Genomic DNA, 13,356 nt, shown 5'->3' with positions numbered 1-13,356 from the left:
GGTCGAAGTGGTCGTTACTGAGCGGTGAGTCCGCCGTCGACCGGAATGGTCACGCCGGTGATGTAGCTGGCATCGTCGCTGTTGAGGAAGGCGATCACCGACGCGATCTCCTCGGGCTGAGCACCCCGGCCGAGCGGAATGGTGGCGACGAAGTCCTTGGTCAGAGCCGAGACGTCGGCGCCGGGCTCGCGCCCGAAGAACTGCGAGAGCATCGGCGTGACGACCTGGCCGGGGCAGATGACGTTGACCCGGATACCGTCCTTGGCTCCGACGAGCGCGAGGGAGCGGGCGAACGGGACGAGCGAGCCCTTGGTCATCGAGTAGATCGGGCTGAACGGCGAACCGATCAGCGCGGACGTCGACGACGTGAGGGTGACCGAGCCCTTGCCCTCCGCCTTCTTCAGCAGGTCGAAGCCGAGGGTGGTGGAGTAGTAGGCGCTCTTCACGTTGACCGCGATGTTCTTCTCCCAGTCGGCGTCGCCGATCTCGAGGCCGCCCGGGCCGGGCATGCCGACCTGCGCGTGCAGCGCATGGAGCACTCCGTGGTCGGCGTCGATCTTGCCGAACAGCGAGCGGAGATCGTCGTTGTTCGTCGCGTCCACCCGCATCGGAGTGGCCTGACCGCCCTCGGCCCGGATCTCCTCGGCGACGGTGACCGCACCGTCCTCGGACAGGTCGGCGACGTACACGTGGCCGCCCTCCTGGGCGATGCGATGGCTGATCGCGCGGCCCATGCCCGAACCACCGCCGATGATCGCGGCAATACGTCCCTCGTAACGACCCAGCATTTCGTTCACCTCGTTCTCGAGAAGTTCTTCGTTGATGTGCAATGTCAGGCCCGCTGATCGAACGTGCGGCCCAGTAGCTCGGAGACGATCCGGGTGCGCTGCATGGTCGGCGTGCCGCCCGCCAGCGCCCATCCGTGCGAATCGCGGTGCAGCCGCTCGATTCCGAACTCCTCGGTGTACCCGTTGCCGCCGTGCAACTGGATCGCCATGTCGGTGACGCGCTTGGCCATCTCGTTGGCCGTGCACTTGGCGAGGGAGACCTCGAGCGGATCGGGCAGGCCGTCGGCGATGTTCGCGACGGCGCGGTCGCGGAGCAGCCGAGCGGCCTCGACCTGCAGGACCATGTCGGCCAGGGTCATCTGGACGGACTGGAACTCGACGAGCGGCTTGCCGAACTGGTAGCGCGCCTGCACGTAGGTGATGGTGCGGTCGAGCGCCTCCTGCCCGATGGCCAGGCTCATGGTGGTGTTGCCCAGGCGCTCGATGGTGAACGCGCCGAACAGCTTCCTGAAGCCGCCGGCCTCGGCGACGACGTTCTCCTCCGGAACGACCACGTCGTCGTAGAAGATGTCGGCCGACGGGATGCCGCGGAAGCCCATGAGCTTTTCGCGTGCGCCGTAGCTGATGCCGGGACGGTCGGCCTCGACGAGGACGGCTCCGATGCCCTTGGCGCCGGGCGCATCGCCCATGCGGCAGTAGGTGAGGTAGACGTCGGCCTCGCTGCCGTTGGAAATCCACCGCTTCATGCCGTTGACGACGACACCCTTGTCGGTGCGCACGGCCTTGGTGGTCATGTCGGTGGCGGCGGAGCCGGCGTCGGGCTCGGAGATCGCGACGGCCATGGTCTTCTCGCCGGCGACGATCTGCGGCAGGAACGTCTTCTTCTGGTGTTCCGTGCCCAGGCGGGCGATGGCCTGGGCCGGACCGGTGTTGGATTCGAAGATCTGGAAGGCCGCCGGCCGGCACACCTTCGCGAACTCCTCGATCACCGCCAGGGCGTGGGACAGCGGGGCGCCGGACCCTCCGTACTCCTCCGGCAGCGAGATGCCGAGATAGCCCAGCTCGCCGAGGAAGCGACGCTCGTCGTGCGGGAACGCGGTGCGCTCGAGATCCCACTGCGCAGCCTTCGGTGCGTAGCGCTCCCGGGCTACGGTCGCCGCGGCCGCGCGGATGTCCCGGAGCTCGTCGTCGACGTGCGATGTCGCCATGTCCCCACCTTTCTGTGTTCATCATTAACCTAAAGCGCCCGCCGGATGTGGTCAAGGTCACTCAGTTCGATGACTCACATACTAACCATGATAATGATTAAGAGGCAATCGCTTCTTTGGCCGACGGGTGTCGTCGGGGGCCGGAAGGCCCTTCACCTGCGAAATCCGTGAGGCCGCCGGTGCCGTCCTGGCCTTCCCGCGCCGCCACCACCTATTGTGCAATACATCACAATCGTTATCACTTTTCGTGGAGGTCACATGACGACACTCGACTCGTCCACCACAACGCTGGAGGAGCTGGCCCGGCGCCTCACCCGGCTCGAGGACCGTGCGCGCATCCAGGACCTCGTCGCGGCCTACGCCATCGCCGTCGACGACCACGACCTCGAAACCCTGCTCTCGCTGTTCACCGAGGACGGCGAGTTCGAGCGCGCCGGCTCCATCGCCCACGGGCGCGAGGAGATCCGCGAGTTCTACGTCGCCGCCATGGACCGTTACAGCCTGACCCTGCACTCGCCGCAGAGCGACCAGATCTCCGTCGACGGGGACCGCGCACGCGGATTGCTCACGGGCCGCGCCGAACTGGCGCTCGACGGGACGTTGATGATGGCGGCCTACCGGTACTCCGACGAGTACGCCCGCGTGGACGGCCGCTGGTTGTTCCGGCGCCGGGACCTGCGGTTCATGTACGCAGTGCCGTTCGAGCGGATGAATGCGGGCCTGTGCACGACCGAGCGCATCCAGTGGCCGGGCACCCATCCCCAGCGCGCCGACTTCCCCGAAACTTTGCCGACCTGGTCGACCTATCGATGAGGGCCCTACCGGTGTGACGCGGGCCATACGATCAGGCGAGCAATGGTTTATAGTAACCATCATCATGAATTGATTTCCCGAGTGGAGGAACGCCCATGACCCGCGCTGTCATCGTCGACGCCGTCCGATCCCCCGTCGGACGTGGAAAGGCGCAGGGAGCGCTTGCCGGCCTGCACCCCACCGATCTGCTCGCCCAGGTCCTGGCCGGGCTCGTCGGACGCAACGACCTCGATCCCGGCCTGATCGACGACGTCCTCATCGGCTGCGTCAACCAGTCCGGTGAACAGTCCGCCACCCCCGGGCGACAGGCCCTGCTCGCGGCCGGATTTCCCACGCACGTGCCGTCCGTGACCATCGAACGCAAGTGCGGCTCCGGTCAGCAGGCCGTCGACTTCGCGGTCCAGGGCATCACCGCCGGCGCGTACGACATCGTCGTCGCCGGTGGCGTCGAATCGATGAGCCGGGTCCCGATGGGATCGGCCGCCATGGGCAAGGACCCGCACGGGCCCACCGTGCGTGAACGCTTCCCCGACCTCGTCCCGCAGGGCATCGCCGCGGAGCTCGTCGCGCAGAAGTGGGCACTGAGCCGGGCCGAGCTGGACGAGTACTCGGCCCGCTCGCACGAACGCGCGGCACACGCGCGCGCCGCGGGCTGGTTCGACGGCGAGATCGTCCCCGTCACCACCCCCGACGGCGTGGTCACCGCCGACGAGACCATCCGGGAGGGCACCACCGCCGGCAGGCTCGCCGGTCTGCCCGCGGCCTTCGACACCGACACATGGCGCGAGCGCTTCCCCGACCTGGACTGGAAGGTCACCGCGGGCAACTCGTCGCAGATCTCCGACGGCGCGGCCGCCCTGCTGATCATGTCCGAGGAGAAGGCGGCCGCGCTCGGCCTGCGCCCCCGCGCCGCGATCGTGGCCTCGGCCGTCGTGGGCGACGATCCCACCCTCATGCTCACCGGCCCCATCCCCGCCACCGAAAAGGTCCTCGCCCGGGCCGGCCTGTCCGTCCGGGACATCGCCGCCTTCGAGGTCAACGAGGCATTCGCCGCCGTCCCACTCGCCTGGCAGCGCGAGATCGGCGCGTCCGACGACGTCCTGAACCCGCTCGGCGGCGCCGTCGCCCTCGGACACCCGCTGGGCGCGTCCGGTGCCCGGCTGATGACCACCCTGCTCAACCACCTCGAACGCACCGGCGGGCGCTACGGCCTGCAGACCATGTGCGAAGCCGGCGGAATGGCCAACGCGACCGTCGTCGAACGACTGTAGAAATCCGCTTCCGACTCAGGAGAGAACATGGACATCACCCAGGGATCGGCGGTTGTGACCGGCGGGGCCTCCGGCCTCGGCCTGGCCACCGTCAAGCGCTTCGTCGGCCTCGGCGTGCCGACGGTGATCCTCGACCTGCCCACCTCCGACGGCGAGGTCGTCGCCAAGGAACTCGGCGAGCTCGCCGTGTTCGCCCCGGCCGACGTCACCGATCCCGACGCGGTGAACCGCGCGCTCGATGCGGCCGAGGAACGCGCTCCGCTCCGGGCCGTCGTGCACTGCGCCGGCCGCGGCGGTACCGTCCGCGTCGTCGAGAAGGACGGCACCCCCGGTTCGCTGGACATGTACGAGAACCTGATCCGGATCAACCTGATCGGATCGTTCAACGTGCTGCGCCTGTCGGCCGCCCGCATGGTGAACAACGAGCCCGTCGACGGCGAACGCGGCGTCATCGTCCTCACCGCGTCGGTCGCGGCGTGGGAGGGCCAGATCGGCCAGATCCCCTACGCCTCCGCCAAGGCCGGTGTCGTCGGTATGACCCTCGTCGCCGCCCGTGATCTCGCCCGGAAGCTCGTGCGCGTCAACAGCATCGCGCCGGGCACCTTCGACACACCGATCCTGTCCCGGTTCTCGCAGGAGATCCGCGACGGACTCGCCGCCCAGACCCCGCACCCCGCCCGCCTCGGGCAGCCCGACGAGTACGCGAAGCTCGCCCTGTCGATCGTGGACAACGCCATGATCAACGGCGAGACGATCCGTATCGACGGCGCGATCCGCATGCAGCCCCGCTAGGAGACAGCCATGGACACCCCCGTACACGTCGAACAGTCCGACGGCGTGCAGATCATCACGATCAACCGGCCCGAGGTGCGTAATGCGATCAACACCGAGACCGCCGTCGCCGTCGCGGCAGCCCTCGACGAACTCGACGCCCGCGACGACCTCGTCGCCGGCGTGATCACCGGCGCCGGCAAGACCTTCTGCACCGGGATGGATCTGAAGGCCTTCCTCGCCGGCGAACGCCCCTCCGTCGAGGGTCGCGGCTTCGCGGGCATCACCGAGAAGTCCCCGGCCAAGCCGCTCGTCGCGGCGGTCGAGGGACACGCCGTGGCCGGCGGGTTCGAGATCGTGCTGGCCTGCGACCTCATCGTCGCTTCCGAGACAGCCGTCTTCGGCCTGCCCGAGGTCAAGCGCGGCCTGCTGGCCGGTGGCGGCGGACTCCTGCGGCTGCCGCGCCGCGTCCCGCACCAGCTCGCCGTCGAATGGTGCCTCACCGGTGAGTACTTCTCGGCACAGACCGCGTACGAGGCGAAGCTGCTCAACCGCCTCGTGCCCGAGGGGCAGGCGCTGACCGAGGCGATCGCCCTGGCGAAGACCATCGCGAAGAACGGCCCGCTCGCACTGCGCGCCACCAAGCAGATCATCGCGCAGGCCCGGGACTGGTCCAACGACGAGGAGTTCGAGCGCATGCGCGAGATCTACGAGCCGGTGCGTTCCTCCGCCGACGCGAAGGAAGGCGCGCTGGCGTTCAAGGAGAAGCGCGAACCCGTCTGGCAGGGACGCTGACCCAGCGGTACGACGAGCGGGGCCCGAGGAATTCCTCCTCGGGCCCCGCTCGCGTTCGTGCGCCGAAGGACCGAATGACCGAATGTCACACCGCTTCGCTCAGATCGAAGCGGTGTGACATTCGGCCACAGAATGAATCAGGCCGACGGCGTGGAGACGACGACCTCACGGCTGCCGTCCCATTCGACGAGCACGCCCGGGGTGCGCATGTCGTGACCCTCGAACGTGATCTCGCCCTGTGCACCGTCGAATCCTTCGGCGGTGACCTGCTCGAGCCCGCGCTGGATGTCCTCGCGCGATGCCCCGCCGGAGGCCTTGATCGCCCGCGCCAGCAGCCACGCGGCGTCGAACCCCTCGGCCGCGTAGTTCAACGGGTCCTCGTTGTACTTCGCCCGGTACGCCGCCACGAATTCCTGGGACGACGCCGCCGGCTGGTCGAGAGTGAAGTTGGCGGTCCAGAACATGCCGGCGCCGTCAGCCCCCGCCGGGACGAGGTTCTTCGCGCCTGCACCGGTCTGGCCCAGCACCGGTCCCGTGTATCCGGCCTGGCGCAACTGCCGCATGGCCGTGGCGTTCTGGGCGCCGGTGAGCAGCATCGCCACGGCGTCGGGGCGTTCCCCGGCGATCTTCGTCGCCGAGGACGCGAAGTCCTGGGTGGTGTTCTGCACGGACGTGGTCGAGAGGATCTGGTATCCGTGCTCCGCCTGCCCCTCGGGAAGGTTCTTCTCCGCCATTTCCGCGAGGGCCGGGTTTGCCGCGTTGAACAGCACGCTGACCCGCTCGGCGCCGATGTCCTCGAGATGCGCCAGGGAGGTGCCGATGTGCGTGGTCTGCGGCGGGGTCGCCCGGAAGGTGTAGTCGCCGCCGAGCACACCGTCGCTGGCGGACTGCGTGTAGACGGTCGGCAGCTTCGCCCGGTCGACGAGCGGCGAGATCGCGATCGCCTGGGCACTGGAGATGCCGCCGAGCAGGGCGCTGACCGAGCGGTCCGCGGTCGCTTCGGTCGCCTGGCTCACCGCGGTCTGCGTGTCGCTGGCCGCATCGCGACTCTCGAGCACGAGCTTCGACTCACCGAGGAACCCACTGCTGTTGACCTGTTCGACGGCGAGCTCGATACCCCGGAACTGGGGCAGGCCACCGAAGGCGGTCAGACCGGTCTTGTCGGTCACGGACACGATCTTGATCTCGCCGGGCATCTCGCCGGACCCCACGGTTCCGCCGCCGCCCGAGCCGCACGCGGTGGTCAGGGCGAGCCCGGCGACACCGGCCAGCGCGGCGACGGCAATACGCTTGTTCTTCATTCTCTTCCGTTCTCGGTTCAGTTGTCGGTTCCGGTGAGCGCGGCTTCACCGAGGAAGGCCAGCACCACGGACGAGTGGTTCCGCGCCTCGTCGACCGGTCCGGAGTACACGGATTCGCCGCGGTTGACCACGACGACGTCGTCCGCGATCTTCATGCCGGCCTCGGCGTTCTGTTCGACCATGAGGACGCCGATGCCACGGTCGGCGATGGTGCGCACGCTGGCCATGACCCGGTCGACCACGGCGGGGGCCAGACCCATCGAGGGCTCGTCCATGAGGATGTACCCGGGCTGCGACATGAGGCTGCGGCCGAAGGCGAGCATCTGCTGCTCGCCGCCGCTGAGCAGGCCGGCGGGGCCGGACTGCCGCTCCTCGAGGATGGGGAACATCTCGAACACGGTCCGCATCGATTCCTCGCGGGCCTTCTTCGATGCCACCAGGCCACCGATCTTGAGGTTCTCGTACACGGTGAGCGACCCGAACACCTTGCGGCCCTCGGGAACCAGGGAGATGCCCCGCTTGAGGATCTTGTGGGCGGGCCACCCCTTGATCGACTCACCGTCCAGAAGTACGTCCCCGGAACTGGGCGTGGTCAGCCCCGCGACGGTGCGCAGGGTGGTGGTCTTGCCGGCGCCGTTGGCGCCGAGGACGAGCGTCACCCGGCCCGGCCGCGCGGTGACGGACACCCCGCGCACCGCACTGACCTTGCCGTAATCGACGTGCAGATCACGAATCTCGATCATCGTTGTCCTGCTTTCCGAGATAGGCCTCGCGCACCGCCGGATCACGCACCACATCGGCGGGGGAACCGGAGGCGATGAGCTGTCCGGAGTTCATGGCGAAGAGGTGATCACAGACGTCCACCATCATCTGCACGTCGTGTTCGACGATCAGCTGGGTGAGTCCTTCCGAGCGCAGGTCGGACATCAGCCGGCCGATCTCCTCGCGCTCGAAGCGGTTCATGCCGGCGGTGGGTTCGTCGAGCAGCAGCAGCTTCGGCGACATCACGATGGCGCGGGCGATCTCCACCCGGCGCTGCAGGCCGTACGAGAGCTGGCCGGGGCGCAGCTTCTCCTTGCCGTCGAGGCCGGTGCGCTCGAGTGCGGTGCGCACGGCCGCCTCGGCGGCGTCGCGTTCGGTGCTGTCGACCCGTCGCCACCAACGTCGCGGTCCCGCGACCAGATCGTGCCCGAGCTCGACGTTCTCGTGCACGGTGAGATCGTCGAGGAGGCGGACGGTCTGGAAGGTGCGCCCGATGCCGAGCCGGGCCACCTGCTCCGGTTGGACGCCGGAGAAGTCCCGCCCCTCGAAGTACATCGATCCGCGGGTCAGGGGGGTGAGCCGGGTGACGGCGCCGAGCAGGGTGCTCTTGCCCGACCCGTTGGGGCCGAGGATGCCGGAGATCAGGCCGCGCTCGAGGCCGAGGGTGATGCCGTCGACGGCCTTGATGCCGCCGAAGTGGACCGCAAGATCCTCGATGCGCAGCACCTGGTCCGGAACCGGCCGGCCGGGAACACTTTCCTGGGGAGCGGCTTCGGTGGTCATCGCGTTTCTCCTGTCGAGACGGAGTGGGCACCGGTGCCGGCGAGTTCGGCGCCGAGTTCGGCGGCGGCCTCGTCGTCCGCCGCGTCGGCGAGACGTTCCGCGGCCGCCTCGTCCTCGAGCGCCGCGCTGTCGCGACGGGCGGCGCGCCGGCGGTACAGATCGGTGACGACGCCGGTGATGCCGCCTGGCATGAAGATCGCGGCGATGGCGACGATGATGCCGTAGACGATGCTCTGGTAGGTGCCCACCTGCTCCAGCATCATCGGAAGCCACGTGAAGATGAGGGCGCCGATGAGCACACCGAGCCAGGACCGGGAGCCACCGACGATGATGATCGTCAACGCGAGCACGATCAGCGGGAAGCCGACGTTCTCCGGGGCGATGGCCGTCATCATCAGGATGTTCAGGGCGCCACCGAGCGCGCCGAGCACACCGCTGATCACGAAGGACAGGCGGCGGTAGCGGGCGACGTTGATGCCCATGGCGGAGGCGAGCTCCGGATCTTCGCGGACCGCCTCGATGCGCCGGCCCATGCGGCCGCGCTCGCTGAGGATCATCGCCGCGACAACGGCGGCGCAGACGATCGCCAGGTGCGGGACGGAGATCTCCGGGGTGGTGAGAACGCCGAACAGGCCGACCGAGCCACCGGTGAGCTCACCCCCGTTGTGGGCGACGACGGTGACGATCATGACGAACGCGACGGTGGCCATGGCCAGGTACAGACCGGCGAGGCGCTGCAGGATCAACGAGAGCAGGTATCCGGTGACCGCGCAGATCGCGACGATGGCCGCGGTCGCGGAGATCGCGTCGAACCCGTAGTGCAGCACGAAGATTGCGGCACCGTAGGAGCCCATGCCGTAGAACGCGGCGCCGGCGAAGGAGAACACTCCCATCCGGAACTGGATCTGGATGCTCAGCGCGAGCAGCAGGACCGTGAACGTGCTCTGGATGAGGACGATGTTGGAGAAGTAGAAGTCGCTCATACCCGTCGCACTTCCTTCCTTCCGAAGATGCCCTGCGGCCGCAGCAGCAGAACCACGAGGATGAGGCCGAAGCCGACGGCGTCGACCCAGCCACCCCCGGTGTAGCGGAGCACCAGGACCTCGGAGAACGCGAGCACCATCGCGCCGAGCGCGGCGCCTCCGGTGCTGCCCACGCCGCCGAGGATGATGATGGCGAACGCCTTGATGAGGAGGGTTTCACCGCTCTCGGCGGTGATGGCGCCGAGGTTGTAGGTGAGCAGGGCACCGGCGAGGCCGGCGAGGCCGCCCGACACCGCCATCGTCAGCAGCGACAGCTGGCGCCGCTTGACGCCCATCAGTTCGGCGGTCTCCGAGTCCACGCCGATGGCCCGCAGGGCGAGCCCGTGGCTGGTGTTCTTGAGCCAGAAGGAGATCGCCAGCGTGAGGATCAGGGCGCAGCCGAGCACGATCAGGCCCGTGCTCGTCAGCCGCAGGCCGCCGAGGGTGTAGACCGACGTCTCGTACGAGCTGCCCACGAAGCCGAACGGCTCGCTCAGCGTGCGGAACTGCACGACGGCTACCGGGATGGTGCCGATTCCGATGCCGCCGATGAGGATCTGCAGTTCGGCCGTCCGCTGGTTCTTGGCCCGGCGCAGGATCGGCTGGAAGGCGAAGACGTCGATGGCCGCCGAGAGCGCCGCCCCGACCACGACGGAGATCAGGCAGACGGTGACGAGCCCGAGACCGACGTTGGACACGATCTGGGAGGCCACGAACGCGGAGAACATGAAGATCCCGCCGTGGGCGAAGTTGAGGATGTCGATCGTTCCCCAGGAGATGCTCATTCCCAGGCAGAAGAGCAGGTAGATGGAGCCGAGCACGAGCGCGTCGATCACCAGCTGTGACATGACGCCTGCCTTCCTCCGGCCGGGCTGACCCGGCGGCGGTGCGATGTTCCGGTCATTCGTCGAACTCCTTGGTGCACAGGTGCGGAGCGGTCCGCACTACTTCGCCGATTCCTGGTCGTCGATCAGCACTTCTTCCGTGCCGTTCCATTCCACGAGCACGCCGTTGACGCGCATGTCGTTGCCTTCGAAGCGCACCGGGCCGAGCGCGCCGTCGAAGCCCTCGGCCACGACCTGCTCGAGACCGCGCTGCAGGTCGTCGCGGGACGCACCGCCGGAGTTCTTGGCAGCGTGGGCGAGCATCCAGGTCGCGTCGTAGCCCTCGGCCGCGTAGTTCAGCGGATTCTCCCCGTTGTACTCGGCGCGGTACGCCTCGACGAACTGCTGCGACGACTCGTCCTTCTGGTGGAAGCTGAAGTCGGTGGCCCAGTACATGCCCGCGCCCGCGGCGCCGGCGGGTGCGAGGTTCCCCGCGCCGGCGGCGGGGTTGCCCACCACGGTGCCGGTGTAGCCGGCCTGGCGCAGCTGCGACATGGCGGTGGAGTTGCCGGCGCCGACGAGCAGGACGATGACCGCGTCGGGCTTCTCGCCGGCGATCTTCGTTGCGGTGGTGCCGAAGTCCTGCGTGGTGGCCTGGACGGAGGTGCTCGACAGGATCCGGTAGCCGTACTTCTCCTGGCCCTCGGGGATCGTCTTCTCCCCGAGTCCGGCGAGCGTGACGTTGCCCGCGTTGTAGAGCACGCTCACCGTCTTCACGCCCTGCTGCTGCAGCCGCTCGAGCGCCTTGACGAAGTAGGTCTCCATCGGAGCCGTCGCGCGGTAGGTGTAGTCGCCGATGACGACGCCCTCGCTGCCGGACTGGGTGAAGATCGTCGGCAGCCCGGCTCGTTCCACGAGCGGGGCGATCGCGACGGCGTGGGCGCTGAGCACCGGTCCGAGCAGGGCGCTGACACTCTTGTCGGTCAGCGTCTCGGTGGCCTGGCTGACCGCGGTCTGCGTATCGCTCGCCGAATCGCGCTTCTGCAGAACGATCTTCGAGTCGCCCAGGTAGTTCTGCTCGTTGATCTCCTGGATCGCGAGCTCGATGCCCTTGAGCTGGCTGTTGCCGACGTACGCCGTGGTGCCGGTCTGGTCGGTCACGGAGACGACCTTGATCTCGGCCGGCAGGTCACCGTCGGCGACGGTGCCGTTTCCGCCGGAACCGCAGGCGGCCGTGAACAGGACGCCGAACGCGCTCGCGGCTCCGAGCAGACGACGCCGGGCTTTCCGGTCGACTCGAGACATGTGTGCACCTTCCGGTCGAATGATATGCATCATTAGTCGTGATGCCCGTCACAGTAGAGCCACGCCGACGAAATGTCCAGAGGTCGATCTGGATATGCGCAGGAATTATTTGCGGGCGGGGACGCGTACGGGGTCCACGGCGACGGCCGGTGTCCACCGACCCCGTCCCACCCCCGCGACGGCCACACAGAACAGGACAAAAATCGTTACCGCACCGGCGGATCCGTAGGAGTACCCCCACACCGACGAGAAGGCGCCGGCCACCAGGATCATCACCGCCGCGAAGCCGTACGACGAACACGCGTACAGCGACGTGCTCCTTCCCTGCTCCACCGGCGTCATGCCGGCGGTGAGCAGCATGAGGCCCTGCGCATACGCGAAGCCCTGCCCGATGCCCCACAGGAAGCTGCCGGCCAGTACCGGCCACAGCGTGTGGGCGACGAGACCGGCGGCGACCAGCACGCCACCGCCGGCGAGCAGGAGCAGACACACCTGGGGCCCCGGGGAGCGGCCTGCGGCCCGGGCCAGGTAGGGGCCCGACCAGGCCGTGACGAGCAGGATGATGGCGGCGAGGACACCGATCACCAGCAGCTCGGACCCGATCCCGTCCCGCAACGCCGACGGCAGCACGCCGACGGCGATTCCGCCGACCGTCCACCCGGCCGCCCCCAACCCGTAGGCGGGCAACCTGTTCCGGTCGAACGCAGCGCCCGCGCCGGATGGGACGGGCCCCGCCGGTCGCGCGGACTCGTCGTGGCGGAGCGCGGAGAGCCGGCGTCTGTTCACCCACAGCGCGGCGGCGAGCAGCAGTCCCGAGAGCACGAGGGAGACGGCGTGCAGCCGATAGATGAGAACGGTGGGCTCCGGCAGCAATTGGGCGACGGTGGCCGCGGCGATCAGGCCCAGGAACGAGCCGGCGATCGCGCCGGTCGCCGCAAGGGTGCGGCCCGCGTCGCCGCGCGCCGCCACGGCGAGCGTGGCGGCGGATCCGGTGGCGAGCCCGACACACGTTCCGGTCAGGGCACGGCCGACGAAGAGCAGCCAGGCGGTGTCGGCGCCGGACCACAGGGCGACGTCCCCGAGAAGCCCGACGACGAGCGCACCCGGCAGGACTGCCCACGCGAACCGTCCGAGCGCGGTCCTGCTCACGAGCAGGAACATCGACACCAACGCGACGAAGTACGTCACGAACAGGGCGGCCAGCACGAACGGGGACAGGCCGAGATGGTCCTCGTACAACGGGAGGATCGGGCCCGGAATGTTGGACCCGACGACGGCGAACGTGAACGCGGCCGCCACCGCGGCCCCCAGGAGCACCGGGCCCCGGCCGGGCCGCGGCGCCCGGACCGCGATCATGCCCGTACGGGCAGACTCTTCACGAGCGGTGGGTCGTAGTCGGTCCTTCCGATCTTGGAAGCGCCGCCCGGCGAGCCGATCTCGGCGAAGAAGTCGGCGTTGATCTGCGTGTACCCGGCACGGTCCTCGGGGACGTCGTCCTCGAAGAAGATCGCCTCGACGGGGCAGACCGGTTCGCAGGCGCCGCAGTCGACGCATTCCTCCGGATTGATGTACATCATCCGGCCGCCCTCGTAGATGCAGTCCACCGGACACTCCTCGATGCACGCCTTGTCGAGGACGTCGACACAGGGCTCGGTGATGGTGTAGGTCACTGCGCACTCCTCCGATTCGATGACCGCGTGATTTAAGTCATAA

General features: G+C 68.5%; 14 protein-coding genes. 4 read left to right on the top strand and 10 right to left on the bottom strand.

Annotated elements, in window-relative coordinates; genetic code table 11:
• Positions 1 to 14 precede the first annotated feature (14 nt).
• Together G6038_RS02775 and G6038_RS02770 are read right to left on the bottom strand one after the other, a co-directional pair.
• Positions 15 to 788, bottom strand: coding sequence for an SDR family oxidoreductase (locus tag G6038_RS02775; RefSeq protein ID WP_206024181.1), 774 nt, complete (start codon positions 786 to 788; stop codon positions 15 to 17).
• Between the two features lie 44 nt (positions 789 to 832).
• Positions 833 to 1,996 carry an acyl-CoA dehydrogenase family protein gene (locus G6038_RS02770; RefSeq protein WP_165035802.1) on the bottom strand — a complete coding sequence of 388 codons (1,164 nt, stop codon included), beginning with the start codon at positions 1,994 to 1,996 and terminating at the stop codon, positions 833 to 835.
• Between the two features lie 258 nt (positions 1,997 to 2,254).
• Here G6038_RS02770 and G6038_RS02765 point away from each other — a divergent pair, with 258 nt between their 5' ends.
• From G6038_RS02765 to G6038_RS02750, 4 genes are all read left to right on the top strand, one after another.
• Positions 2,255 to 2,809, top strand: coding sequence for a nuclear transport factor 2 family protein (locus tag G6038_RS02765; RefSeq protein ID WP_165035801.1), 555 nt, complete (start codon positions 2,255 to 2,257; stop codon positions 2,807 to 2,809).
• A gap of 95 nt (positions 2,810 to 2,904) precedes the next feature.
• Positions 2,905 to 4,080 carry a thiolase family protein gene (locus G6038_RS02760; RefSeq protein ID WP_165035800.1) on the top strand — a complete coding sequence of 392 codons (1,176 nt, stop codon included), beginning with the start codon at positions 2,905 to 2,907 and terminating at the stop codon, positions 4,078 to 4,080.
• Positions 4,081 to 4,107: 27 nt separating this feature from the next.
• Positions 4,108 to 4,872 carry an SDR family NAD(P)-dependent oxidoreductase gene (locus tag G6038_RS02755; RefSeq protein WP_043802011.1) on the top strand — a complete coding sequence of 255 codons (765 nt, stop codon included), beginning with the start codon at positions 4,108 to 4,110 and terminating at the stop codon, positions 4,870 to 4,872.
• A 9-nt stretch (positions 4,873 to 4,881) separates the two neighbouring features.
• Complete coding sequence (locus G6038_RS02750; protein WP_165035799.1) at positions 4,882 to 5,646, top strand: crotonase/enoyl-CoA hydratase family protein; 765 nt, start codon at positions 4,882 to 4,884, stop codon at positions 5,644 to 5,646.
• Positions 5,647 to 5,783: 137 nt separating this feature from the next.
• Here the strand turns inward: G6038_RS02750 and G6038_RS02745 are convergent, their stop codons facing one another.
• The 8 genes from G6038_RS02745 to fdxA all read right to left on the bottom strand — a co-directional run bounded on the left by G6038_RS02745 (position 5,784) and on the right by fdxA (position 13,313).
• Positions 5,784 to 6,947 (bottom strand): ABC transporter substrate-binding protein, encoded by a 1,164-nt coding sequence (locus G6038_RS02745; RefSeq protein WP_165035798.1) that lies wholly within the window; start codon positions 6,945 to 6,947, stop codon positions 5,784 to 5,786.
• 17 nt (positions 6,948 to 6,964) lie between these two features.
• Positions 6,965 to 7,690: an ABC transporter ATP-binding protein gene (locus G6038_RS02740; protein ID WP_165035797.1), complete on the bottom strand. Its 726-nt coding sequence runs from the start codon at positions 7,688 to 7,690 to the stop codon at positions 6,965 to 6,967.
• Positions 7,674 to 8,492, bottom strand: coding sequence for an ABC transporter ATP-binding protein (locus G6038_RS02735; protein WP_165035796.1), 819 nt, complete (start codon positions 8,490 to 8,492; stop codon positions 7,674 to 7,676). The genes G6038_RS02740 and G6038_RS02735 overlap by 17 nt, the downstream gene beginning before the upstream one ends.
• Positions 8,489 to 9,475: a branched-chain amino acid ABC transporter permease gene (locus G6038_RS02730; RefSeq protein WP_165035795.1), complete on the bottom strand. Its 987-nt coding sequence runs from the start codon at positions 9,473 to 9,475 to the stop codon at positions 8,489 to 8,491. The genes G6038_RS02735 and G6038_RS02730 overlap by 4 nt, the downstream gene beginning before the upstream one ends.
• A complete protein-coding gene (locus tag G6038_RS02725) occupies positions 9,472 to 10,362 on the bottom strand; it encodes a branched-chain amino acid ABC transporter permease (protein WP_165035794.1) in 891 nt (296 codons plus the stop codon). Before G6038_RS02725 ends, G6038_RS02730 begins: the two co-directional genes overlap by 4 nt.
• A 96-nt stretch (positions 10,363 to 10,458) precedes the next feature.
• Positions 10,459 to 11,643, bottom strand: a complete 1,185-nt coding sequence (locus tag G6038_RS02720) for an ABC transporter substrate-binding protein (RefSeq protein ID WP_165035793.1) — start codon at positions 11,641 to 11,643, stop codon at positions 10,459 to 10,461.
• Between the two features lie 105 nt (positions 11,644 to 11,748).
• Positions 11,749 to 12,999, bottom strand: a complete 1,251-nt coding sequence (locus tag G6038_RS02715) for an MFS transporter (RefSeq protein WP_165035792.1) — start codon at positions 12,997 to 12,999, stop codon at positions 11,749 to 11,751.
• The gene (gene fdxA, locus G6038_RS02710) at positions 12,996 to 13,313 is read right to left on the bottom strand and encodes a ferredoxin (RefSeq protein WP_100059118.1); all 318 of its coding nucleotides are present in this window, start codon (positions 13,311 to 13,313) and stop codon (positions 12,996 to 12,998) included. The genes G6038_RS02715 and fdxA overlap by 4 nt, the downstream gene beginning before the upstream one ends.
• Between the last annotated feature and the right edge of the window lie 43 nt (positions 13,314 to 13,356).

Source organism: Rhodococcus sp. 14C212, from assembly GCF_011058195.1.
Classification (GTDB): domain Bacteria; phylum Actinomycetota; class Actinomycetes; order Mycobacteriales; family Mycobacteriaceae; genus Rhodococcus; species Rhodococcus aetherivorans.
Note: the sequence above shows the minus strand (reverse complement) of the source record. Positions and strands in the feature narration are given on the sequence as shown.

Bases quoted from the DNA above. Each gene is read 5' to 3' on its own strand.
- G6038_RS02775 (WP_206024181.1), bottom strand. From the start codon at position 788: ATGCTGGGTCGTTACGAGGGACGTATTGCCGCGATCATCGGCGGTGGT.
- G6038_RS02770 (WP_165035802.1), bottom strand. From the start codon at position 1,996: ATGGCGACATCGCACGTCGACGACGAGCTCCGGGACATCCGCGCGGCC.
- G6038_RS02765 (WP_165035801.1), top strand. From the start codon at position 2,255: ATGACGACACTCGACTCGTCCACCACAACGCTGGAGGAGCTGGCCCGG.
- G6038_RS02760 (WP_165035800.1), top strand. From the start codon at position 2,905: ATGACCCGCGCTGTCATCGTCGACGCCGTCCGATCCCCCGTCGGACGT.
- G6038_RS02755 (WP_043802011.1), top strand. From the start codon at position 4,108: ATGGACATCACCCAGGGATCGGCGGTTGTGACCGGCGGGGCCTCCGGC.
- G6038_RS02750 (WP_165035799.1), top strand. From the start codon at position 4,882: ATGGACACCCCCGTACACGTCGAACAGTCCGACGGCGTGCAGATCATC.
- G6038_RS02745 (WP_165035798.1), bottom strand. From the start codon at position 6,947: ATGAAGAACAAGCGTATTGCCGTCGCCGCGCTGGCCGGTGTCGCCGGG.
- G6038_RS02740 (WP_165035797.1), bottom strand. From the start codon at position 7,690: ATGATCGAGATTCGTGATCTGCACGTCGATTACGGCAAGGTCAGTGCG.
- G6038_RS02735 (WP_165035796.1), bottom strand. From the start codon at position 8,492: ATGACCACCGAAGCCGCTCCCCAGGAAAGTGTTCCCGGCCGGCCGGTT.
- G6038_RS02730 (WP_165035795.1), bottom strand. From the start codon at position 9,475: ATGAGCGACTTCTACTTCTCCAACATCGTCCTCATCCAGAGCACGTTC.
- G6038_RS02725 (WP_165035794.1), bottom strand. From the start codon at position 10,362: ATGTCACAGCTGGTGATCGACGCGCTCGTGCTCGGCTCCATCTACCTG.
- G6038_RS02720 (WP_165035793.1), bottom strand. From the start codon at position 11,643: ATGTCTCGAGTCGACCGGAAAGCCCGGCGTCGTCTGCTCGGAGCCGCG.
- G6038_RS02715 (WP_165035792.1), bottom strand. From the start codon at position 12,999: ATGATCGCGGTCCGGGCGCCGCGGCCCGGCCGGGGCCCGGTGCTCCTG.